Below are 21,575 nucleotides of genomic sequence, written 5' to 3'. Positions count from 1 at the left end.
ACAGCTCATGCGCGAATTGATCATTTGTCAATCAGCTCGGCGAAGCGTCTATCGGGACAACCTTTGCGTCGCGGAGAACCGCCATGTCACAAACCTCCTGCACTGACGGACCGAGCAGCGCCGGCACCTCACGGCCCGATCTGATCCTGTTCTTCACCGTTCCCTTCACCGTTCTCGCCTGGGCCTCCTCCTTCCCGGCGATCCGGGCGGGCCTTGCTGGCTTCGGCCCAGCCGAAATGGCGGCGCTGCGCTTTGCGCTCGCCGGCCTGCCGGCAGCGCTGTTCCTGATCGCGACCCGGGCAAGACTGCCGGCAAGAGCCGATGTCTGGCGCTTCCTCGTCGGTGGCGTGATCTTCATCGCGGCCTATGCGCTCCTGTTGAATTTTGGCCAGCGGGTCGTGCCGGCGGGGCCCGCCGCCTTCATCATCAACACCAACCCGATCATGACGGCCGTGCTCGCCATGATGATCCTCGGCGAGCGCTTCAGCCTCACGGCCTGGCTCGGCACAGCCTTGTCCTTCGCCGGTATCGGCGTCATCGCGCTCGGCAAGGGGCTCGATGTCGAGATCGGCACAAGCGTCCTGCTGATCCTCGGCGCAGCCTTCTGCAACGCCATCGCCACCGTCGTGCAAAAGCCGCTCTTCGCCCGCTACAAGCCGCTTCATGTCGCAGCCTGGAACATGGCGATCGGCGGCTTCGTCCTGCTGCCGTTCCTGCCCGGCGCCCTCACGCAGGTCCCAAGCGCACCGGCGGCGTCCTTCTGGTCCGTGGTCTATCTCGCGGCGGTGCCCAGCCTCATCGCCTACGGCACCTGGGCGATCACGCTCTCGCGCCTGCCGGCGGCGCGCGCCTCGAACTTCCAATATGCCGTGCCGCCGATGGCGATGCTGATCGGCTTCCTCTGGCTAGGCGAGATGCCGACGCTTTACGGCCTGATCGGCGGCATCATGGCGCTGGCCGGCGTCGCGGTGGTCAACCTGAAGCGTAAGGCCGCTCCAGTGTCACCCGGTTGCGTCAGCCCGCCCTCTACGGTTAGTCGATAAGGCACGGGCCGAGGCCGCTTGGCCGCGAGGGGTGAAGGCGAAGCATGTCCTGGCGAGATTTCTGGAACGGCGAGCACGCCATTTATGTCTCGGCGCGCCACAAGGCCCTCCATTACCGCCAGATCGCGACCGACCTGATCCGCCATATCCCCTCTACGGACGCTGTCGTGCTCGACCATGGCTGCGGCGAAGCCCTGGACGCCGCACGCATCGCCGCAGCCTGCGGCAGGCTTTATCTCTGCGAGGCCGCGCCGAACGTGCGCGAAAAGCTGCGCGGCCGGTTCGGCCGCACCGACAAGATCGCCGCCGTTTCGCCTGAGGAGGTGGAGGCGCTTCCGGAAGCGACGCTCGACCTCGTCATCGCCAATTCGCTCGTCCAGTACCTTTCGCGCGATGAGCTGAAGGCCTTGCTCGTGACCTGGCGCGAGAAGCTGAAGCCGGGCGGCGCGCTGGTGCTGGCCGATGTGATTCCGCCCGATGTCAGCCCGCTTACGGACGCGACCCAGCTCCTCGGTTTCGCCTGGCGCGGCGGCTTTCTCACAGCCGCTCTGGCCGGGCTCGTGCGCACCGCCTTTTCGGATTATCGCAAGCTGCGCGCGCAATACGGGCTGGCGACGTACCCGGCCGAGGACGCCATCGCCTTGATGCGGGAGGCCGGCTTTGCCGATGTCCGCCGCGATGCCAATTTCGGGCATAATCCGCACCGGATGACATTCAAGGCGACGAACCCGTCGGCAGCCGTCGCGACCTGAAACAGGGCGCAGACGAACCCGATTTGCCAAAACGGTTTACGCGGCGCGATCGGCGAAGCTGAAGAATTTGTGGCCGACAAACGAGAACACCATCACGATTCCCGTCGTCACAAACTGCATCGGCAGGTAAGGCAGGCCGAGCCGCGTCACGAACAGATGCATCAGCACGCCGGTGAGCGCGAACCCACCGGCAGCGATGACAGCGAAGCGCCATCCAGCTTCGGCATGGCTGCGCGTCGCCTCGAAGGTCATCCAGCGGTTCAGGGTGTAGGACACCACAGCGCCGACCACGAACCCCGCAAGCGTCGCCGGCACGGGATCGAGCCGGGCGAGCTCGACGAGCCCGACCAGCACCCCATAATGCGCGACGGCCGTCAGCCCGCCGGCAAAACCGTAGATCAGGAGCTGGCGGGACTGGCGCGGATAGCGGCGAAACGGCATGGCGCTCTATAGCCGAGGCGCCACCGCGACGCCTACCGCTTCCTTGAGAGTGATCTGACCGTGGCTTGAAGCCGGCCTGCTCTCATCGGCGCAGCGCCGAGTGCAGGTTATGCACGTCGCGAAGGGGGACAAACCGCGCTTTTCCCTTTCCCCAACAGCTTTGCCCATCTATAGCGAGCGCCTAGCATACAGTCAGACGCCCGCCAGGCCTCCGCTCGCCCGATCGGACCGGTCTTGCGCGCGCACGCTCTAGACCGGTCGAGATCATGCCAAAGCGCACAGACATCAAGTCCATCCTGATCATCGGCGCCGGCCCCATCATCATCGGCCAGGCTTGCGAGTTCGACTATTCCGGCACCCAGGCCTGCAAGACCTTGAAGGCCGAGGGATACCGCATCGTCCTGGTCAACTCGAACCCGGCGACGATCATGACCGATCCGGAGCTTGCCGACGCGACCTATGTCGAGCCAATCACGCCCGAGATCGTCGCCAAGATCATCGAGAAGGAGCGGCCCGACGCTCTGCTGCCGACGATGGGCGGCCAGACCGCGCTGAACTGCGCGCTCTCGCTCAACAAGAAAACGATTCTCCAGCCGGACGGCAGCAAGATCAGCGTGCTGGAGAAGTTCGGCGTCGAGATGATCGGCGCCACGGCCGAGGCGATCGACAAGGCCGAGGATCGCGAGCTCTTCCGCGAGGCGATGACCAAGATCGGCCTCGACACGCCCCGCTCGCACCACATCAAGACGCTCGGCCAGGCGCTCGATGCGCTCGAGGATATCGGCCTGCCGGCGATCATCCGCCCGTCTTTCACCATGGGCGGCACCGGCGGCGGCATCGCCTACAACAAGGGCGAATTCATCGACATCGTCGAGCGCGGCATCGACGCCTCCCCCACCAGCGAAGTTCTCATCGAGGAGAGCGTGCTGGGCTGGAAGGAATACGAGATGGAGGTCGTCCGCGACAAAAAGGACAACTGCATCATCGTCTGCTCGATCGAGAACTTCGATCCGATGGGCGTGCACACCGGCGATTCGATCACGGTCGCCCCGGCGCTGACGCTGACCGACAAGGAATACCAGATCATGCGAGACGCCTCGCTGGCGGTTTTGCGCGAAATCGGCGTCGAGACCGGCGGCTCCAACGTTCAATTCGCGATCGACCCGGCCACCGGCCGCATGATCGTCATCGAGATGAACCCGCGCGTCTCGCGCTCCTCGGCGCTGGCCTCCAAGGCCACCGGTTTCCCGATCGCCAAGGTCGCGGCTCGCCTCGCGGTCGGTTACACGCTGGACGAGATCGAAAACGACATCACCGGCGGCGCGACGCCGGCCTCCTTCGAGCCGACGATCGACTACGTCGTCACCAAGATTCCGCGCTTTGCGTTCGAGAAGTTTCCCGGCGCCGAGCCGACACTGACCACCGCGATGAAGTCGGTCGGCGAAGCCATGGCCATCGGCCGCACTTTCCAGGAATCGCTGCAGAAAGCGCTGCGCTCGCTGGAAACCGGGCTCGACGGTCTCGATGAGATCGAGATTGAGGGCCTGGGCCTGGGCGACGACCGCAATGCGGTGAAAGCCGCGATCTCGGTGCCGACGCCGGACCGGATTCTGCATGTCGCGCAGGCGATGCGGCTGGGTTTCACCGACGAGCAGATCCACGAAAGCTGCAAGATCGACCCCTGGTTCCTCGCTCAGATGCGCGGCATCGTCGAGACCGAGGAGAAGGTCCGGAAATTCGGCCTGCCGCAGACGCCCGGCGCCTTCCGCCAGATCAAGGCGATGGGTTTCTCCGACAAGCGCCTCGCCGCCGTCTCCAGCAAGAGCGAGGCTGAAGTCCGCGAGCTTCGCCGCTCCCTCGACGTGCGCCCGGTCTACAAGCGCATCGACACCTGCGCGGCCGAGTTCGCCTCGCCGACCGCCTATATGTACTCGACCTACGCCATGCCCTTCGCCGGCAAGCCGGCTGACGAGGCCCATCCGTCCGACAGGAAGAAGGTCGTCATTCTCGGCGGCGGCCCGAACCGCATCGGGCAGGGCATCGAATTCGATTACTGCTGCTGCCACGCGTGCTACGCGCTGAAGGATGCGGGCTACGAGACCATCATGGTCAACTGCAATCCCGAGACGGTCTCGACCGACTACGACACCTCCGACAGGCTCTATTTCGAGCCGCTGACGGAGGAAGACGTGCTCGAAATTCTCGAAACCGAGAAGCAGGCCGGCACGCTGCACGGCGTCATCGTCCAGTTCGGAGGCCAGACTCCGCTGAAGCTCGCCAATGCGCTGGAAGAGGCCGGCATCCCGATTCTCGGCACCTCGCCCGACATGATCGACCTCGCCGAGGACCGCGACCGCTTCAAGCGCCTGCTCGACAAGCTGCATCTCAAACAGCCGAAGAACGGCATCGCCTATTCGGTCGAACAGTCGCGCATGATCGCCGGCGAGCTTGGGCTGCCTTTCGTGGTCCGGCCATCCTACGTGCTCGGCGGGCGCGCCATGGCGATCATCCGCGACGAGGCCATGTTCGAGGACTATCTGCTCGGCACCCTGCCCTCGCTGATCCCCTCCGACGTCAAGGCCAAATACCCGAACGACAAGACTGGCCAGATCAATACGGTGCTCGGCAAGAACCCGCTGCTGTTCGACCGCTATCTGTCGGATGCCATCGAGGTCGATGTCGACTGCCTCGCCGACGGCAAGGATGCCTTCATCGCCGGCATCATGGAGCATATCGAGGAGGCCGGAATCCATTCCGGCGATTCCGCCTGCTCGCTGCCGCCGCGCTCGCTGTCGCCCGAAATCCTCGCCGAACTGGAGCGCCAGACCAAGGCGATGGCGCTCGCGCTCGATGTGGGCGGGCTGATGAACGTGCAATATGCGATCAAGGCCGGTGAGATCTACGTTCTCGAGGTCAACCCGCGCGCATCGCGCACCGTGCCCTTCGTCGCCAAGGTCATCGGCAAGCCGATCGCGAAGATCGCAGCGCGCATCATGGCCGGCGAAAGCCTGGCGAGCTTCGGCCTCAAGCCCGAGAAGCTCGACCATGTCGGCGTCAAGGAGGCGGTGTTTCCCTTCGCGCGCTTCCCCGGCGTGGACGTGCTGCTCGGGCCCGAAATGCGCTCGACCGGCGAGGTCATCGGCCTCGATCGGTCCTTCGACGTCGCCTTTGCGAAGAGCCAGCTTGGCGCTGGCTCAAAGGTCCCGGTCAAGGGAACCGTTTTCGTCTCGGTTCGCGACGACGACAAGCCGCGCATCGTCGAATCGGTGCGCATGCTCGCCGGCCTCGGATTCCGAATTCTCGCAACGGGCGGCACGCTGCGCCTGCTTCAGAACGAGGGCATCGACGTCGGTCGTATCAACAAGGTGCTGGAAGGCCGGCCCCATGTCGTCGACGCGATCAAGAACGGCGAAATCCAGCTGATCTTCAACACCACCGAGGGTCCGCAAGCGCTCACAGATTCCCGTTCGCTGCGACGCGCGGCCCTCTTGCACAAGGTGCCCTATTATACCACTTTGGCAGGCGCGATTGCCGCTGCGGAGGGCATCAAGGCCTATTGCAGCGGCGATCTCGAGGTTAGATCGCTGCAATCCTACTTCGAGCACGCCGCCTGATCTCAGGCGCGGCTCGGTATTACGAAGTCGATATGGAAGCGCGGGAACACCGGTGGCCGATGCGGCCGGTGCGGCCCGCGCTTTCGAAGCTTACGGGACGGAAAGAATGGAAAAGGTTCCCATGACGGCCGGCGGCTTTGCCGCTTTGGAAGTCGAGCTGAAGGACCGTCAGCAGGTCCAGCGCCAGCGCATCATCACCGCGATTTCCGAAGCCCGCGCGCTCGGCGACCTCTCCGAAAACGCCGAATATCACGCGGCGAAAGAGGCGCAGTCGTTGAACGAGGGCCGCATCATGGAGCTGGAGTCCCTGATCGGCCGCGCCGATATCATCGACGTCAGCAAGCTTGGCGGCGACACGATCAAGTTCGGCGCCACGGTCAAGCTGATCGACGACGATACCGAGGAAGAGAAGAGCTACCAGATCGTCGGCGAGCCCGAATCGGATGTGAGATCCGGCAAGGTCTCGGTCGGCTCGCCGATCGCGCGCGCTCTGATCGGCAAGAAAGTCGGCGATTCCGTGCAGGTCAGCACGCCCGGCGGCGGAAAATCCTACGAGATCGTCGACGTCGTCTTTCGCTGAGGGGCGGGTTCGCCTTGGGGCTTCCCCAAAGCGAACCGGGACCTACATAAGGACATGGCCATCCGGAGATCTCCCGTGACGACACGCCGCCAGTTTCTGTCCGCCTCGCTCGCAGCCGGCGCCGTCGGCGCGGCCTCGATTGTCGCCACGCCTGCACGGGCGCAGGGTCTCACGATCGGCACCGTGCAGATTGCCTTTGCGCCCACCGTCCAGACGGCATGGGGCGAGCAGACCGGCCTCGTCGCAGCCGAGATTCAGCACACGCTGGCAACGATCCTCGGCCCGAGCCTGCAGCGCGGGACAAGCAATCGTCTCGTCATCAATATCACGAGCCTCTGGCTCGGCGCCTATGCCGGTGGCGGCGGTGGCGGCAAACCCACGGATGGCGGCGGCAGCGGGGATTTTCTCGAAAGCACCGTTAGCGTCTACGACCGTGCCGGCACTCAGCTTGCCAGTTGGCCGATCCGCTCGACCGAAAGCTCCAGCTCCGGGGGCGCCTGGTATCGCCCCGATGTCGACCAGCGCCGTCTGCAGGCACTTGCTTGCAACAATGCCGGGTGGATCAAGCGCTATCTGGAAGGCTGACGGCTCTTAATCGAACGGGACGATCGGCTCGTCCTTGACCCTGTCGAGGGCGAGTCCGGTCCGGACATTTCGCACATTCGGCAGTGCGGTCAGGTCCGCAACGAAGTCCTGGAAGGCCTTCAGATCCGGCGCGACGCATTTCAGGATAAAATCGATGTCGCCCGAGAGCGTCCAGCACTCGCGCACCGGCGCCCAATCGCGGATACGGGCCTGAAAGGCCGAGAGATCCGCCTCCGCCTGGCTCGCCAGATGGACGAAAGCGAAGCAGACGACTTCGTAGCCCAGCGCCCGCTCGTCCAGATCCGCATGGTATCCGCGGATCAGCCCAGCCTCTTCCAACGCCCGGACGCGCCGCAGGCAAGGTGGCGGCGAGATGCCGACACGGCTCGCCAACTCGACATTGGTCATCCGCCCGTCGGCCTGGAGCTCTCGCAGGATGCGCAGGTCGATACTGTCGCGTTTTGCGGGCAAGAAGGGTCCCTGGGGCAAAAATGGCGGCCTGGAAAGACCGCGCTGGTGTAGACGCCGCCGCCGGGCGATACAAGGCGCATGCCGCTGCCAGCCGCCGCCATGCACGCAAATCCCGAGCCGACCGTCTGGGTGCTGACTGACGGCAAGGCCGGCGACGAACTGCAATGTCTTGGCGTCGCTGAAAGGCTGACGCCTTCGCCGCTGATCCGCCGCGTCGCGCCGCGCAAACCCTTCGCCTGGCTGATGCCGCATGGCCCGATCGACCCGCGCGAAGCGCCAGACCGGCCGGACAGCCCGCTCAGGCCGCCCTTCCCAGACATCGCCATCGCCTCCGGCAGGCGCGCCGTGGCTTATCTGCGGGCGCTGAAAAAGGCCTCGAACGGCGCGACCTTCACCGCCTTCCTCAAGGACCCCCGCATCGGCACCGCGGCCGCCGACCTGATCTGGGTGGCTGAGCATGACCGGCTGCGCGGCGACAACGTCATCGTCACGCCGACTGCGCCGCACCGCCTGACCCAGGAGAAGCTGGCGGCCGCCCGCGCGCTCCCCCCGCCCGCTCTCGCCGCCCTGCCCGGCCCCCGAATCGCCGTGCTGGTCGGAGGCGACAGCCGCCATCATCGCTTCACACCGGGCGATATCGCGCGCTTGGCGGACGGCCTGGATGCACTGGCCGCGAGCGGTGTCTCGCTGATGGGCTCGCCGTCGCGTCGCACACAGACGCAGCTCTCAGCCGCCGTCGCGGCCGTCTTCCACCGGCATGGCGGCTGGTGGTGGGACAGCACGGGGGAAAACCCGTTCCTCGCTCTCCTCGCCAATGCCGATGCGATCCTCGTCACGGCGGATTCGACCAATATGCTGGGCGAGGCCACGGCAACCGGCAGGCCCGTCCTGCTGTTCGAGCCATCCGGCGGTCATCCCAAGATCACCGCCCTGATCGACGCGCTGTACCGCTCCGGCGCAGCGCATCCTTTCCGTGGACAGCTCGTCGGCAAAGCCTATCGGCCGATGGACTCCACGCCCGTCATCGCCGATGCGATAAGACAGGGCTGGATACGCCATCGAGCGGAACTCGGGCTCGCGGCCTCTTGAGCCGCTTGTGCCTTGTGCCGCGTCGTCGCGTGCGTATCTGACGGTATCGGCGCGGCTCGTCCGCGCGGGAGGAAGACAGACGATGGCTCACACCCACGCTCGAGTCATGATCATCGGCTCCGGCCCCGCCGGCTATACGGCGGCGATCTATGCCGCCCGCGCGATGCTGGAACCGGTGCTGATCTCCGGCCTGCAGCAGGGCGGCCAGCTCACCATCACCACCGATGTCGAGAACTATCCGGGCTTCGCCGATCCGATCCAAGGGCCTTGGCTGATGGAGCAGATGCGCGCCCAGGCCGAACATATGGGCACCCGCATGGTGTTCGATCACATCGCCAGGGTAGACCTGTCGCACCGGCCCTTCCGCCTCTGGGGCGATGCCGGCGAGACCTACTCCTGCGATTCCCTGATCGTCGCCACCGGCGCCCAGGCAAAATGGCTCGGCCTGCCGTCCGAGCAGGCTTTCCAGGGCTTCGGCGTCTCGGCCTGCGCCACCTGCGACGGGTTCTTCTTCCGCAACAAGGAGGTCGTGGTCGTCGGCGGCGGCAACACCGCCGTGGAAGAGGCACTCTACCTCGCCAATCTCGCCAGCAAGGTCACGCTGATCCATCGTCGCGATTCCTTGCGTGCCGAGCGCGTCATGCAGGAGCGCCTGTTCAAGCATCCGAAAATCGACGTCATCTGGGATAGCGAGATCGCCGAGATCTGCGGCGCAACACAGCCGCCCAACGTCACCCATCTGCGGCTTCGCAACCTGAAAAGCGGTGCTGAGAGCGAGCTGAAGACCGACGGCGTGTTCGTTGCCATCGGCCACAAGCCGGCCACCGAGCTCTTCGAGGGCCAGCTCACCATGCGCGAAACCGGCTATCTCGATGTCGAGCCCGGCACCACCAACACCAATATTCCCGGCGTTTTCGCCGCTGGCGACGTTACCGACGAGCATTATCGTCAGGCCGTCACGGCGGCAGGACTCGGCTGCATGGCCGCGCTCGACGCCGAGCGTTGGCTGCTGGCGACAGCGCTCGATCAGCGCGAAGCGGCGGAATAGGGGGCAGGCAACGACCCATCACGCGAATTGATGGGTCACCTCACCAGATTCAGTCCCAAAAAGAACAATCTCTGTCACACAGACATTGACGGACAACGACTTTGTCCTCCAACATGCACGAAACGCATAACGGGGGACGCGCGGTGGATTGGGACCGTATTCGCATTTTTTATACGGTCGCAGAGTCCGGCAGCTTCACCAAGGCTGGTGATGTGCTCGGCCTGAGCCAATCGGCCGTCAGTCGTCAGATCGGCGCTTTGGAACGGGAGCTGCGCGCGCCGCTGTTCCACCGCCACACGCGCGGCCTCATCCTGACCGAACAGGGCGAACTGCTTTGGCGCGCGGCGCGCGAGATGACGCAGCGGTTGGAGCGCACCCGCTCCCAGCTCTCGGAGACCCGCGAGCATCCCTCGGGCGAGCTCAAAGTCACCGCGACGCGCGGGCTAGGAGGGCATTGGCTGACGCCGCGCCTGGCCGAATTCCTCGACCTTTACCCGGACATCCGTGTCGAACTCATCCTGACGGACGAGGAACTCGATCTGTCGATGCGCGAGGCCGATATCGCGATCCGTCTGCGGCAGCCGCAGCAGCCCGACCTGATCCAGCGCAAGCTCTTTACGGTGCATTTCCATGTCTACGCGGCACCGGCCTATGTGAAGCGCTTCGGTGAGCCGAAGAGCCATGAGGATCTCGACAACCACCGCATCCTCTCTTTCGGAGGCACCTCGCCGTCCTATCTGACCGCCGTGCACTGGCTCGGCACGATCGGCCGCGACCAGCGCAATCCGCGTCCGATTCACCTCACCGTGAACAACATCACGGCGATGAAGCGAGCGGTCGATTCCGGCGCCGGGATGGCCGTGTTGCCGGACTATCTGATCGAGCCCGGTTCGCCATTGGTGCAGATGATGCGCGAGACTGAGATGCCGCAGCTTGAAAGCTATCTGGTCTATCCGGAAGAAATGAAGTCGGTCGCTCGCGTTCAGGTCTTCCGCGACTTCCTGATCCAGAAGGCCCAGCGCTGGACCTATTGAGCCGCATTTCGGCGCAGACATTTAAGCCCGCTGCCCGCCCGGACAGCGGGCCTTTTCGTCTACTTCGCCGGCGCCTATATCGGCGGCACATCGTCTGAGCGGAAGCAGGCGGAGGTCGTTAGCACCTGCTCAATCTGCAATGAACGCATATTTCTCAATCATTTAGGCTCAAATTAGTCTCATCTGGGCTCTAGACATGCATTCGGCGCATGACAGACCCAAGCGATGTTGCATTGCAAAACGGCAGCTCCTGCACAATATTGAAGCCACGGTTGTTCGAAACGGGCTCCGCAATCTCCTCCCGGCGTTGAGTTCGTTTCAGCCGTTCCCCTCTGAGATGTTTGGCGGTTGAGCCGAATGTTTCAAACTTTCAAGGCCGGCTCCCGCAAGGGACGCCGGCCCTTTTTTTGTCTGAAATCGACATCGTCTGGCCGCCGGCCTGCGACCATCGTCATTGCGAGCCCTCGGGTCTTGCCTTCGGCAAGCCCAAGGACAGGCTCCGCGAAGCAATCCAGGGGGACCGGGTTGAACGCTTGAGCTTCGCCCCCTGGCTTGCTTCGTCGCTTCGCTCCTGGCAATGACGGGGAGGCTCGACGAAACAAAAGAGGCGCCGCCCGGGAGCGACGCCTTCTCATTGACGCGATCAAATTGCAATCAGGCCGCGAGCTTGCCGGCGATCTTGGCGAAGTTGTCGATGAAGCCCTGCAGGAAGCCACGCGTCGTCTCGTCGGTGACGTTGTGCTCGGCGTCGAACATCCCGTCCTTATAGTTGATGAAGACCTGGCTGCCGACGACCACACCGGCGAGATTGGTCATGATCATGCGCAGTTCGTTCTGGGCCACGGCGGTGCCGACCGCGCTGCCGCTCGTGCCGGTGACAGCGACCGTCTTGCCGGCCCAGGAGCTCTTGCCATAGGGACGCGAGGCCCAGTCGATCGCATTCTTGAGGACAGCGGGGATCGCGCGGTTGTATTCGGGCGTGACGATCAGAATGGCGTCGGCGGCCTCGATCTCGCGCTTCAGGCGCAGGGTGGGCTCCGGCCGGTTCGGCTCGAGGTCCTGGTTGAACATCGGCAGGTCGTCGATCTGGACGAACGACGCCTCGAACGCGTTTTCCCCGAGCTTGACCACCGCCTGCGCCAGCTTGCGGTTGATCGATTCGCGGCGATTGCTGCCGACGACGATGGCGAGCTTCAGTTTAGCCATGATATCCTCGAGATGGAGTGGAAGGCCGCGACACTAGCCGCGCTCGCACGGGGTGCAAGCGCTTGCGCGCAAACGCGCCATTGCACGATCCCAACGGAATGCGGTCAGCGCGGGCTCCGCCGGGCGATCAGGGGCAGCGCGTCGAACAGGCCGGGCTCTGCGCCGGTCCGCGCCTTCTCGATCGTCAGGATCCTGAGCTTGGTCTCGACACCGCCTTCGGCGGAGAAGCCACCGGTCTTGCCCCCGGCGGCTAGCACGCGATGGCAGGGCACGATGATCGGCCAGGGGTTCTGGCCGAGCGCGACGCCAACCGCCCTCGCCGCCCCCGGCTCGCCGAGGCGCTGTGCGACCTCGCCATAGGTCAGCGTTTCGCCATGCGGGATCGCGAGCGCGATCTCGTAGACCTTCCGGTTGAATTCCGACACGGTTTCGATTGCCAGGGGTAGCTGCGACAGGTCGCACCTCTCGCCTTGAAACAGCGCCCGGATGCCTGTGATCGCATCGCTGACATAGCCGCAGGCCGGGGCCTCCTCGGCCTCCGGGAAGCGCTTGGCCAGCCGCAGCCGGGCAGCCATCTCGTCGCCCTCCGGCAGTTGCGCGCCGATGAAGCGCTCGCCTTCCCAGATCAGCGCACAGGTGCCGATGGCCGTCTCAAAGAGATGGAAAAACTGGTTCGCCATAACCCCTCGCCGTCTTCTTTCGACAGGCGAGGTCTAGCATGGCTCACCGTGCTGGCGGCACCCGAAAGCTGCGGCGTGCAAACTCACATAAAGAGTTTTTCGCCTTCCAGTCCCTTGTAGAGCCCGGCCACCTGCTGCTCGTAACCGTTATAGATCAGCGTCGGGCGCCGGTCGCGCGAGCCCAGCACCTGCTCGCTCGCCTGGCTCCAGCGCGGATGCGGCACCGCCGGATTCACATTGGCCCAGAATCCGTATTCCGACGCCTGTAAGCCTTCCCAGAAGGTCTTGGGCCGCTCTGCGACGAAGCTGATCTTGCGGATCGATTTGACCGATTTGAAGCCGTATTTCCAAGGCGTGATCAGCCGAAGCGGCGCGCCGTGCTGCGTCGGCAGCGGCTTGCCGTAAATCCCGGTGACGAGCAGCGGAAGTTCGCTGGTCGCCTCGGCGATGGTCAGCCCTTCCGTATAGGGCCAGGGATACCAGCGCTGGTTCTGCCCCGGGGCCATGCGCGGGTTCAGGAACGTCTCGAAGCGGATGTATTTGGCTCCGGCAAGCGGCTTCGCCATCGCGACGAAGGAGGCCAGCGGAATGCCGGTCCACGGCACCGCCATCGCCCAGGCCTCGACGCAGCGGAAGCGATACAGCCGTTCCTCGAGCGGCAGCTTGCGGACGAGGTCATCGAAGCCGATCTCGAAGGGCTTCTCGACCATGCCGTCGATCTGGATCGACCAGGGTCGCGTTGCCAGCCGCTGCGAGGCGTCGACAATGTCCTTCGACATGCCGAATTCGTAGAAGTTGTTGTAGTTCGCCGCGTCCTCGGCCTTCGTCAGCGGCACATCGAGCTTGTAGGCGTCGTTGTGCTTGGCCGGATAGAGGTCGAGCGTCGGATCGGGCGTCTCGGCCTGCGCCAGAGCAGGCAAAGCCGCCCCCGCGATCAGCCCGGCGCCGGCGGCCATGAGCTGGCGGCGGTTCATGAACACGCTTTCGGGCGTGGCTTGGCTTTCCGGCATTTCCCAGCCGGCACGGCGCTTGATCAGCATGACGGACATACTCCGTTTCGTTGAAGGCCGTTAGGCCACGAAAGCGGAGTCACGGCAATTCACGAGGGGGAGAGGCGGCGGATCAACATCCGTCATGCTCGCCCTTGTGGCGAGCATCCACGTCTTGAACACAGCTCTCGCCGAATGAAGACGTGGATGCTCGCCACAAGGGCGACCATGACGCCAGGCGTGCTGATCACCCCCGCGCTTCGAGCGCCTTGATGATCGCGCCGCCCATCTCGCTGGTCGAGACGGCATTGGTGCCGGGTGCCGCGATGTCCTTGGTGCGCGTGCCGGAGGCCAGCACGTCGGCGATCGCGCCGTCCAGCCTGTCGGCCGCCTCGCTGGCGCCGAAGGAATAGCGCAGCGCCATCGCAAAAGAGCCGATCATCGCGATCGGGTTGGCCAGGCCCTTGCCGGCGATATCCGGCGCCGAGCCATGAACCGGCTCGTAGAGCGCCTTGCGCTTGCCCGTCACCAGGTCTTCCGCTCCAAGCGAGGCCGAGGGCAGCATGCCGAGCGAGCCGGTTAGCATCGCCGCGACGTCAGAGAGGATGTCGCCGAAGAGGTTGTCGGTGACGATAACGTCGTATTGCTTCGGCCAGCGCACGAGCTGCATGGCGCAATTATCGGCCAGCACATGCTCCAGCTCGACATCCGCATATTCGGCAGCGTGCAGTGCGGCGACGGTCTGCTTCCAGAGCACGCCGGTCTTCATCACATTGTGCTTTTCGGCCGAGGAGACCTTGTTGCGGCGTGTGCGCGCCAGCTCGAAAGCGACGCGGGTGATCCGCTCGATCTCCGGGGTGGTGTAGACCTGCGTGTCGACGCCGCGCTTCGAGCCGTCCTCCAGCGTGACGATTTCCTTAGGCTCGCCGAAATAGACGCCGCCGGTGAGCTCGCGCACGATCAGGATGTCGAGCCCCTCGACGACCTCGGGCTTCAGCGACGAGGCCGAGGCCAGCGCCGGGTAGCAGATCGCGGGACGCAGATTCGCGAACAGGCCGAGATCCTTGCGCAGCCGCAGCAAGCCTGCTTCCGGCCTGTGCTGATAGGGCACATCGGCCCATTTCGGCCCGCCGACGGCGCCGAACAGTACGGCGTCGGCATCCTGCGCGAGCTTCATGTCGCCTTCGGAGATCGCCTGCTTGTGGGTGTCATAGGCGACGCCACCGACCAGGCCCTTCTCGGTCTCGAACGAACCGAGGCCCTGCTTGCCGAACCAGGCGACGATCTGCTCGACCTGGCCCATCACCTCGGGGCCGATGCCGTCGCCGGGGAGCAGCAGGAGCTTATGGGTCGCCATGATCGTCTCAGCCTCGCTTGGAAAGTCCGCTTCCTCGCGGCGTGCTTAAAACATCGAGCCGAAAAGGGGAATGCGTTGGCGACAGCCCTGCGCCCGGCGAGACGCATCGGTGCGTCGAGAGCGAGCATCGGTTCGGCGCCGACAAGGCGATGCCGAGGGCATCCCGCGACATCGCCTTGCCGAAAGACCGGCGCCTCAGGCCTTCTTCTCGATGTTCCAGAAGAATTGCACCGGCGCGAGCACCATGCCGCTCAGATTGGTGCGATAGGCCATCGGCTGTTGCACGAGCCCGCAGGGCGCATAAGGCACCGCCCCGAAGCCGCGCCGCTCGATCTGCGCCGCGATCTCCTTCTGCTTTGCTTCTTCGGGCGCCGCGATCCACTGGTCGCGCAAGGCTTCCAGCGTCGGATCGTCGGGCCAGCCGAAGAAGGCAGAGCCGCCATTCGCCCGCATCAGCGGATGCAGCGCCGGGTTCAGGGTGTCGGCGCCGGACCAGAGCGTGTGGAACACGGACCAGCCGCCCTGCTCCGGCAGGCCGCGATTGGCGCGCCGGCCGATGAAGCTCGCCCAATCGGTGGCGACGAGCTCGGTCGTGATCCCGAGCTTCTTGAGCAGGTCTTCAGTCACCATGCACTGCTGATAGGCGATCGGCTGGTCGGAGGGTGCGAGCAGCACGACCTTCTCGCCGGCATAGCCGGCCTCCTTCAGCATCGCCTTCGCCTTCTCCAAGTCACCCGGCAGCGCCTCTTTGCCGCCCGCGCCGGTCGACATTGGCGAGCCCGGCGTGAAGAAGGTCTTGGCCTCCTGATAGTAGGCCTTGTCGCCAACGACGGCGTCCATGTAGTCGGTCTGCTTGATCGCGGCCATCACCGCCCGGCGCACGCCCGGATTGTTGAAGGGCGGCTGCATATGGTTGAAGCGCATGATCAGGAACAGCCCCAGCGGGACGTTCTTGATCACGATGTCCTTGCTGCGTGTCAGCACCGGCAACAGGTCCACAGGCGGCTGCTCGTACCAGTCCACCTCCCCCTTCGTCAGAGCGCCGACCGCCGCGCCTGGCTCTGTCAGCGCCAGCCATTCGATGCGGTCGATCTTCGCGACCTTGCCGCCGGCAGCCCAAGAGGGGTCTTCCTCGCGCGGCTTGTAGCTGGCGAAGCGCTCATAGACAGCGCTCTGACCAGGTACCCATTGCCGATCGGCGAAGCGCCAGGGGCCGGAGCCGACCGCCTCGGTGATCGGCTTCATCGCGTCCGTCAGCGCGATCCGCTCCGGCATGATGAAGGGCACGTTCGAGGACAGCTTGCCCAAAGCTGCCGGCAGCATCGGGAACGGCTTCTTCAGCCTGATCCGGAAACTGCGCTGGTCGATCGACTCATAGGCCTCGACGAAATTCGCGAAAGTCTGGCCGAAGGCATCGCGTTTCGACCAGCGCGCGATCGAGGCGATGCAGTCCTTCCCGGTGACCGGCTCGCCGTCATGGAAGGCAAGGCCTTCGCGCAAGCGGAAGCTCCAGCTCAGCCCGTCCGAGGCCGTCTCCCAGCTCTCCACCATCTGCGGTTTGATGGCGAACTGCGCATCGGTCGCGAACAGCGTGTCATATATCAGATAGCCGTGATTGCGGATGACGTAGCTCGTCAGCGTGATCGGATCGAGCGAGGGCAGCGGCGTCGACGGAATAAACCGCAATGTTGCGGCGCTGCCTTGCGAGAAGCTGGCATTCGGCATGAAGGCGGAGGCAGCGAGCGCTCCCGCGCCCTTGAGCATAGTGCGTCGGCTGGTCATCTCTTGATCCCCCTGCTCCGCCCAGCTTGGCGCGAGACCGGGCCGGACGCAAGAGATATACCAGATGCCGCCCTCGCTTCGGAGCTACCGCGACAGCCTTGCCGTCACCTCAATCTCGACCTTCATCTCAGCTTTCAACAGTCCCGCGATGACATAGATGCCGGCGGCGGGACGGATTTCACCAAAGACCTCGCCGCACACGCCGAGCACCGGCTCGCAATAGCTGCGATCGGTGACGAAATACTGGGCTCGCACCACCTCGCCAAGAGACGAGCCGGCATCGGCCAACACGCTCTCGATGGTGCGGAAGATGTTGCGCGCCTGCTCGGCCGCATCGTCCGGCATGGTCATCGTGCCGTAGTCGTAGCCGGTCGTTCCGGAAACGAAGACGAGATCGCCATCGATCACCGCCCGCGAATAGCCGAAAGCCTTCTCGAAGGGCGAGCCGGTGGAGATCAGGCGACGAGTCATGAAACGATCCTTCATTGGCGATCACCCTGAGCCCTCATCCTGAGGAGCAGCCGCAGGCTGCGTCTCGAAGGATGCTTCATCAGGCTCCGGAGCGATCTGGACCATCCTTCGAGACGCCGCTTCGCGGCTCCTCAGGATGAGGGCTTGCAGAAACTAGACCCGCCCGCCCTTGAGCGCCCGCAGCACCTTTTCGCCCGGCCGCCCGGTTTGCGGCATGCCGATCTTGCCCTCGATCTCCTTGATCGCCGCCCGCGTCATCGATCCCACGGCGCCATCGGGTTCGCCGACATTGTAGCCGCGCGCGATCAGCAGCCGCTGCAGCTCGCGCCGCTGCTCGCGCGACAGCGGCAGATCGTCGGTCGGCCATTGGCCCTGCACGCCGGGCCTGCCGCGCAGCCGGTCGGACAGCAGCGAGATCGCCAGGGCATAGGAGTCCGCGCCGTTGTAGCTGTAGGCGGCATCGTAGTTCTTGAAGACGAGGAAGGCCGGCCCCTCGCGCCCGGCCGGCATCAGCAGCCCGGCATTGCCGGTGCCGTCGAGTCGCGAGCCGTCATATCTGACGATGCCTTCCGCCGCCCAATGCGAAAGCGGCTTCTTCGGGTTGCGGCCGGTCGCGCCGCGATAGCCGTCCGGTACGCGGACCTCGTAGCCCCAGGTCGCGCCCGTGACCCAGCCGGCCTTGTCCATGAAGTTTGCGGTGGAGTGCAGCGCGTCGGGGATCGAATCGACGAGATCGCGACGCCCATCGCCATCGCCATCGACCGCCAGCCGCAGATAGGTCGAAGGGATGAACTGGGTATGTCCGAAGGCGCCGGCCCATGAGCCCATCAGCCGCTCGGGGAGGACATCACCGCGCTGGATGATCTTCAGCGTCGCGATGAACTCGCCCTTGAAGAAGGCGTTGCGGCGCGGCGCGAAGCAGGCGCCGGTCGAAAGAGCCTGCACCAGCGGCATCTTGCCCCGGGCCTTGCCGAAATCGCTCTCGACGCCCCAGACGGCCGCGATCGTATGCCGATCGACGCCGAAGCGCTGCTCGGCGGCCGCGAAGACGGAGGCGTATTGGCGCAGCATGTTGCGCCCCTCCGCCACCTTCTCGTCGTCGACCAGCGTACCGAGATAATCCCAGATCGGCGTCTTGAACTCCGGCTGGTTGTTCATCGCCTCGATGACTTTCATGTCCGGCTGCACGCCGGACATCGCGCTGTCGAACACAGCTGTCGAGACGCCGGCCGACGAGGCAGCCGAGCGCAAGCCGGAGAGGCAGGACTGGAAATCCGCCTGCGCATTGGCAGCGCCAGCGGACAGGATGACGGGAAGGGCAACGGACATGGCCATGGAAAGGGCGCGCATGGTCTCCACCGATTCGGGGAACAGTTGCCGGCAGGCTAGGGCAGCACGGTTAACGGAGGTTAACGCCGGGAGAAGGGCGGCACGATGCCGCAAAAGGAGCTATGCGGTGTCCTCCCGCCGTTCTGCGATTCGCCTGTCATGAATGCCGCCGCCGTCGATCTCATCGGGTTTGCCGCCGCGGCGCTGACCAGCCTGTGCTGGCTGCCGCAAGCCTGGCGCACGATCCGCACGCGCGACACCCGGGCCATCTCGCTCTGGACGCAGGCGCTTTTTGCCTGCGGCGTCGCGCTGTGGCTGGGTTATGGCATGCTGATCCTGTCCTGGCCCGTGATCTTTGCCAATGCCATGACGCTCGTCCTCGTGCTGGTCATCATTGCAATGAAGCTGCGCTTCGGCTGAGGCGCGCTTTTTCGTCTCCGCCCTCCCCGACCCGTTGGAACAACACCATGCGTATTCTGCTCATCGCCGCCGCGATGCTCATCGGCACCACGCCCTTGCTGGCAGGCCCGACCTGCAGCCCCAGCGATGCCTCGGCCCAGATCCTTGCCTCGGCAACGATCGGCGACACCCATCCGGGCTTCGCTCACAAGCATGTCGGCTATGGCTGGTCGCTTCAGGTCAAGCGCGAGGACCATGACGATGCCGGCATGAGCTATTATGTCGGCGATCTCTATGACGCGCAGGGCAAGCTTTCGACGCGCAACGTCTTCGCGCTGAAAAACGAGTGGGACTGCGGGCCGTAACGGCTCAGCGCGCCGGCTTCACCCGCAACACCTTGCCGTCATCCTCATCCGTCAGCAGGTAGATGAAGCCGTCCGGCCCTTGCCGGACGTCGCGGATGCGCGCGCCGATATCGGTCAGCAGCCGCTCCTCGCCGGTGACTTTTTCGCCCTCGGTGGAAAGCCGCGCAAGCTGGCTGCCGGCCAGCGCCCCGACGAAGAGCGAATTCTTCCAGGCTGGCCAGATCGTACCCGTATAGAACGCCGCGCCCGAGGGCGCGATCGACGGATCCCAATAGAACAGCGGCTGCTCCATGCCGGGTTTGGCCGTGCCTTCGCCGATCTTCGCGCCGGAATAATCGACGCCATAGCTGATGACCGGCCAGCCATAGTTCAAGCCGGCCTTGGGCGTGTTGATCTCGTCCCCGCCGCGCGCACCGTGCTCCGCTGTCCAGAGCTGGCCGGTTTCGGGGTGGAGAGCCGCGCCCTGAACGTTGCGATGGCCGATCGACCAGATTTCCGGTGCCCAGCCGGGCTTCTTCGGGTTGTCGCCCGGAATGCTGCCATCCGGCCGGATGCGAACAAGCTTCCCGATATGGTTTTCTGGGTTCTGCGCCTGGTCGCGCTGGCTGAACCGCTCGCCCAGCGTCACGAACAGCGCGCCAGTGCGGTCGAACACCAGACGCGAGCCGAAATGCATGGTCGAGTTCACGGTCGGCATCTGCCGGAAGATCACGAAAACGTCCGTCAGCGCTGTATTCTGCTCGTTGAGCCTGCCACGCGCGACGCTGGTACCGTTGCCGTTGGCGCGCGACTCGGCGAAGGAGAGATAGACCATCCGGTTGCGGGCGAAATCGGGGTCGAGCGCCACGTCGAGCAGCCCGCCCTGCCCGCGCGTCATCACATTCGGCACGCCGGTGATCGGCCGCGAGAGCGCGCCGTTCTTGTCGACGAGCCGCAGCCGGCCGGGCCGCTCCGTCACAAGCATTCGCCCGTCCGGCAGGAAGGTGAGCCCCCAGGGATGTTCCAGCCCGCTGGCGACGGTCTCGACGGAGAGGTCGCCGGCGCTCGACGGATAGCGCTTCTGCGCCATAGCCGGCTGCTGCAACAGAGCCAGCGCAAAGCCTGCCGCCAGAGCCACGGTCATCGTCCTGATTGCCCGCATCCTCGTTCTCCCTTGTCACTCGGCAGATAGGAAGAACGAGGCGCGGAGCAAACCGGTGCTCACGTCCTTGTCAGGACGCCGACTGCCTTTGGATTGGAACCCGCTTATTCCGCCTTGACGCCGGCATCCGCGATGATCTGCTTCCAGGTCGCGATTTCCTGAAGATGATAGGGCCGGAACGCCTCGGGATCGCGCACCTTCAGGCTGAAGCCGAGCTTCAGGATGGCGTCGCGCGTCGCCGGCTTGTTCAGCGAGGCGATGATCGCCTTGGAGAGCGTGTCGAGAACCGGCTCAGGCGTCTTGGCGGGAGCAAAGAACGCGGCCCAGGATTCCGCATCCGCATTGGTCACGCCCTGCTCGCGCAGCGTCGGCAGGTCTTTCGCCTGCGGGTTGCGCTCGGGGCTGGCGATGGCGAGCCCACGCAGCGCGCCGGCATTGATCTGCTCCAGCACGCTCGGCAGGGTCGAATTGGCGATATCGATGCGCCCGCCGACCAGTTCCTGTACCAGCGGCGCGGCGCCCCTGAACGGCACATGGGTCATCTTGATGCCGGTGCGTTGCATGAACAACTCCATCGCCAGATGCGAGCCGGAACCGACGCCGGTCGAGCCGTAATTCAGCTTGCCGGGATCGGCCTTGGCGAGCGCGATCAGCTCTTGGATGTTCTTGGCCGGCAGGTCTTTGCGCACGACGAAAGCGTGCTCGAAGGCGCCGACGCCGGCCAGCGGCGCGAAATCCTTCACCGCATCATAGCCGGGGTCCTTCAGCAGGAACATGTTGTTGCCATGCGTCTGGTTGTTGCCGAAGACGAAGGTGTAGCCGTCCGGCGCCGCATGGGCGACGGCGCGGGTCCCGACAGCGCCGGACGCACCCGCCCGGTTGTCGACCAGCACATTCTGGCCGAAGGCGGTGGAAAGATCCTGTGCCACGAAGCGCGCGATCGCGTCCGTCGGCCCGCCCGCCGGATAGGGCACGATCATCGTCACCACCTTGCTCGGGAAGCTCTGAGCCCGCACGATGGACGGAGCAAGCACGGCGCCGGCCATCAGGCCGAACGTGGAACGGCGGGTCAGCGACATCGATTTCCTCCCGGGACGCCCGCTGAATGGCGGGGCTCATTGGGCCGGAGGTTTAGGCGCAACCGGTTGATGCGTAAAGCGTCGGCGCATGCCCGAGAGCATGCTGAGCGTGCGCTGCAA

At 64.9% G+C, this 21,575-nt stretch carries 21 protein-coding genes; 10 read left to right on the top strand and 11 right to left on the bottom strand.

The features are described from left to right. Positions 1–83 precede the first annotated feature (83 nt). A complete protein-coding gene (locus AC1DR6_RS05165; protein ID WP_476828116.1) occupies positions 84–1,043 on the top strand; it encodes a DMT family transporter in 960 nt (319 codons plus the stop codon). 44 nt (positions 1,044–1,087) lie between these two features. Continuing rightward, complete coding sequence (locus AC1DR6_RS05160; RefSeq protein ID WP_476828115.1) at positions 1,088–1,795, top strand: class I SAM-dependent methyltransferase; 708 nt, start codon at positions 1,088–1,090, stop codon at positions 1,793–1,795. Between the two features lie 36 nt (positions 1,796–1,831). Here the strand turns inward: AC1DR6_RS05160 and AC1DR6_RS05155 are convergent, their stop codons facing one another. Further along, positions 1,832–2,236 carry a GtrA family protein gene (locus AC1DR6_RS05155; RefSeq protein ID WP_476828114.1) on the bottom strand — a complete coding sequence of 135 codons (405 nt, stop codon included), beginning with the start codon at positions 2,234–2,236 and terminating at the stop codon, positions 1,832–1,834. Positions 2,237–2,502: 266 nt separating this feature from the next. Here AC1DR6_RS05155 and carB point away from each other — a divergent pair, with 266 nt between their 5' ends. The 3 genes from carB to AC1DR6_RS05140 all read left to right on the top strand — a co-directional run bounded on the left by carB (position 2,503) and on the right by AC1DR6_RS05140 (position 7,015). Next, the gene (gene carB / locus AC1DR6_RS05150; protein WP_476828113.1) at positions 2,503–5,850 is read left to right on the top strand and encodes a carbamoyl-phosphate synthase large subunit; all 3,348 of its coding nucleotides are present in this window, start codon (positions 2,503–2,505) and stop codon (positions 5,848–5,850) included. 106 nt (positions 5,851–5,956) lie between these two features. Further along, positions 5,957–6,430 (top strand): transcription elongation factor GreA, encoded by a 474-nt coding sequence (gene greA, locus AC1DR6_RS05145; protein WP_476828112.1) that lies wholly within the window; start codon positions 5,957–5,959, stop codon positions 6,428–6,430. Between the two features lie 75 nt (positions 6,431–6,505). After that, the gene (locus tag AC1DR6_RS05140) at positions 6,506–7,015 is read left to right on the top strand and encodes a hypothetical protein (RefSeq protein ID WP_476828111.1); all 510 of its coding nucleotides are present in this window, start codon (positions 6,506–6,508) and stop codon (positions 7,013–7,015) included. 6 nt (positions 7,016–7,021) lie between these two features. Here the strand turns inward: AC1DR6_RS05140 and AC1DR6_RS05135 are convergent, their stop codons facing one another. Then, a complete protein-coding gene (locus tag AC1DR6_RS05135) occupies positions 7,022–7,486 on the bottom strand; it encodes an Lrp/AsnC family transcriptional regulator (RefSeq protein ID WP_476828110.1) in 465 nt (154 codons plus the stop codon). Positions 7,487–7,564: 78 nt separating this feature from the next. Between AC1DR6_RS05135 and AC1DR6_RS05130 the strand changes: the two genes are divergently transcribed. The 3 genes from AC1DR6_RS05130 (at position 7,565) to AC1DR6_RS05120 (ending at position 10,657) form a co-directional block, all read left to right on the top strand. Next, positions 7,565–8,575 (top strand): mitochondrial fission ELM1 family protein, encoded by a 1,011-nt coding sequence (locus AC1DR6_RS05130; protein ID WP_476828109.1) that lies wholly within the window; start codon positions 7,565–7,567, stop codon positions 8,573–8,575. Positions 8,576–8,657: 82 nt separating this feature from the next. Then, positions 8,658–9,623: a thioredoxin-disulfide reductase gene (gene trxB / locus AC1DR6_RS05125; RefSeq protein ID WP_476828108.1), complete on the top strand. Its 966-nt coding sequence runs from the start codon at positions 8,658–8,660 to the stop codon at positions 9,621–9,623. Positions 9,624–9,766: 143 nt separating this feature from the next. Further along, a complete protein-coding gene (locus tag AC1DR6_RS05120) occupies positions 9,767–10,657 on the top strand; it encodes a LysR family transcriptional regulator (RefSeq protein WP_476828440.1) in 891 nt (296 codons plus the stop codon). Positions 10,658–11,311: 654 nt separating this feature from the next. On the opposite strand, the gene AC1DR6_RS05115 is transcribed toward AC1DR6_RS05120, so the two are convergent. From AC1DR6_RS05115 to AC1DR6_RS05085, 7 genes are all read right to left on the bottom strand, one after another. Then, complete coding sequence (locus AC1DR6_RS05115) at positions 11,312–11,863, bottom strand: NADPH-dependent FMN reductase (RefSeq protein ID WP_476828107.1); 552 nt, start codon at positions 11,861–11,863, stop codon at positions 11,312–11,314. Positions 11,864–11,967: 104 nt separating this feature from the next. Next, a complete protein-coding gene (locus AC1DR6_RS05110; protein WP_476828106.1) occupies positions 11,968–12,543 on the bottom strand; it encodes a methylated-DNA--[protein]-cysteine S-methyltransferase in 576 nt (191 codons plus the stop codon). An 83-nt stretch (positions 12,544–12,626) separates the two neighbouring features. Continuing rightward, complete coding sequence (msrP, locus tag AC1DR6_RS05105; protein ID WP_476828439.1) at positions 12,627–13,583, bottom strand: protein-methionine-sulfoxide reductase catalytic subunit MsrP; 957 nt, start codon at positions 13,581–13,583, stop codon at positions 12,627–12,629. A 196-nt stretch (positions 13,584–13,779) separates the two neighbouring features. Then, the gene (gene leuB, locus AC1DR6_RS05100; RefSeq protein ID WP_476828105.1) at positions 13,780–14,889 is read right to left on the bottom strand and encodes a 3-isopropylmalate dehydrogenase; all 1,110 of its coding nucleotides are present in this window, start codon (positions 14,887–14,889) and stop codon (positions 13,780–13,782) included. Between the two features lie 195 nt (positions 14,890–15,084). Next, entirely contained in the window at positions 15,085–16,671 is a 1,587-nt protein-coding gene (locus AC1DR6_RS05095; RefSeq protein ID WP_476828104.1) for an ABC transporter substrate-binding protein, read from the bottom strand. Between the two features lie 84 nt (positions 16,672–16,755). Then, complete coding sequence (locus AC1DR6_RS05090) at positions 16,756–17,142, bottom strand: RidA family protein (RefSeq protein ID WP_476828103.1); 387 nt, start codon at positions 17,140–17,142, stop codon at positions 16,756–16,758. 153 nt (positions 17,143–17,295) lie between these two features. Further along, positions 17,296–18,492 (bottom strand): lytic murein transglycosylase, encoded by a 1,197-nt coding sequence (locus tag AC1DR6_RS05085; RefSeq protein ID WP_476828102.1) that lies wholly within the window; start codon positions 18,490–18,492, stop codon positions 17,296–17,298. 138 nt (positions 18,493–18,630) lie between these two features. Here AC1DR6_RS05085 and AC1DR6_RS05080 point away from each other — a divergent pair, with 138 nt between their 5' ends. Beyond that, positions 18,631–18,891 (top strand): SemiSWEET transporter, encoded by a 261-nt coding sequence (locus AC1DR6_RS05080; protein WP_476828101.1) that lies wholly within the window; start codon positions 18,631–18,633, stop codon positions 18,889–18,891. A gap of 47 nt (positions 18,892–18,938) precedes the next feature. Continuing rightward, the gene (locus AC1DR6_RS05075) at positions 18,939–19,235 is read left to right on the top strand and encodes a hypothetical protein (RefSeq protein ID WP_476828100.1); all 297 of its coding nucleotides are present in this window, start codon (positions 18,939–18,941) and stop codon (positions 19,233–19,235) included. Between the two features lie 4 nt (positions 19,236–19,239). Here the strand turns inward: AC1DR6_RS05075 and AC1DR6_RS05070 are convergent, their stop codons facing one another. Both AC1DR6_RS05070 and AC1DR6_RS05065 read right to left on the bottom strand, forming a co-directional pair. Then, the gene (locus AC1DR6_RS05070; RefSeq protein ID WP_476828099.1) at positions 19,240–20,376 is read right to left on the bottom strand and encodes a PQQ-dependent sugar dehydrogenase; all 1,137 of its coding nucleotides are present in this window, start codon (positions 20,374–20,376) and stop codon (positions 19,240–19,242) included. A 104-nt stretch (positions 20,377–20,480) separates the two neighbouring features. Further along, positions 20,481–21,455, bottom strand: coding sequence for a Bug family tripartite tricarboxylate transporter substrate binding protein (locus AC1DR6_RS05065; RefSeq protein ID WP_476828098.1), 975 nt, complete (start codon positions 21,453–21,455; stop codon positions 20,481–20,483). Positions 21,456–21,575: the final 120 nt, after the last annotated feature.

The sequence above is a fragment of the Allobosea sp. P5_A5 genome (assembly GCF_056400625.1).
The sequence above is the reverse complement of the archived record's forward strand: the minus strand, read 5'-3'. Positions and strand labels throughout refer to the sequence as shown.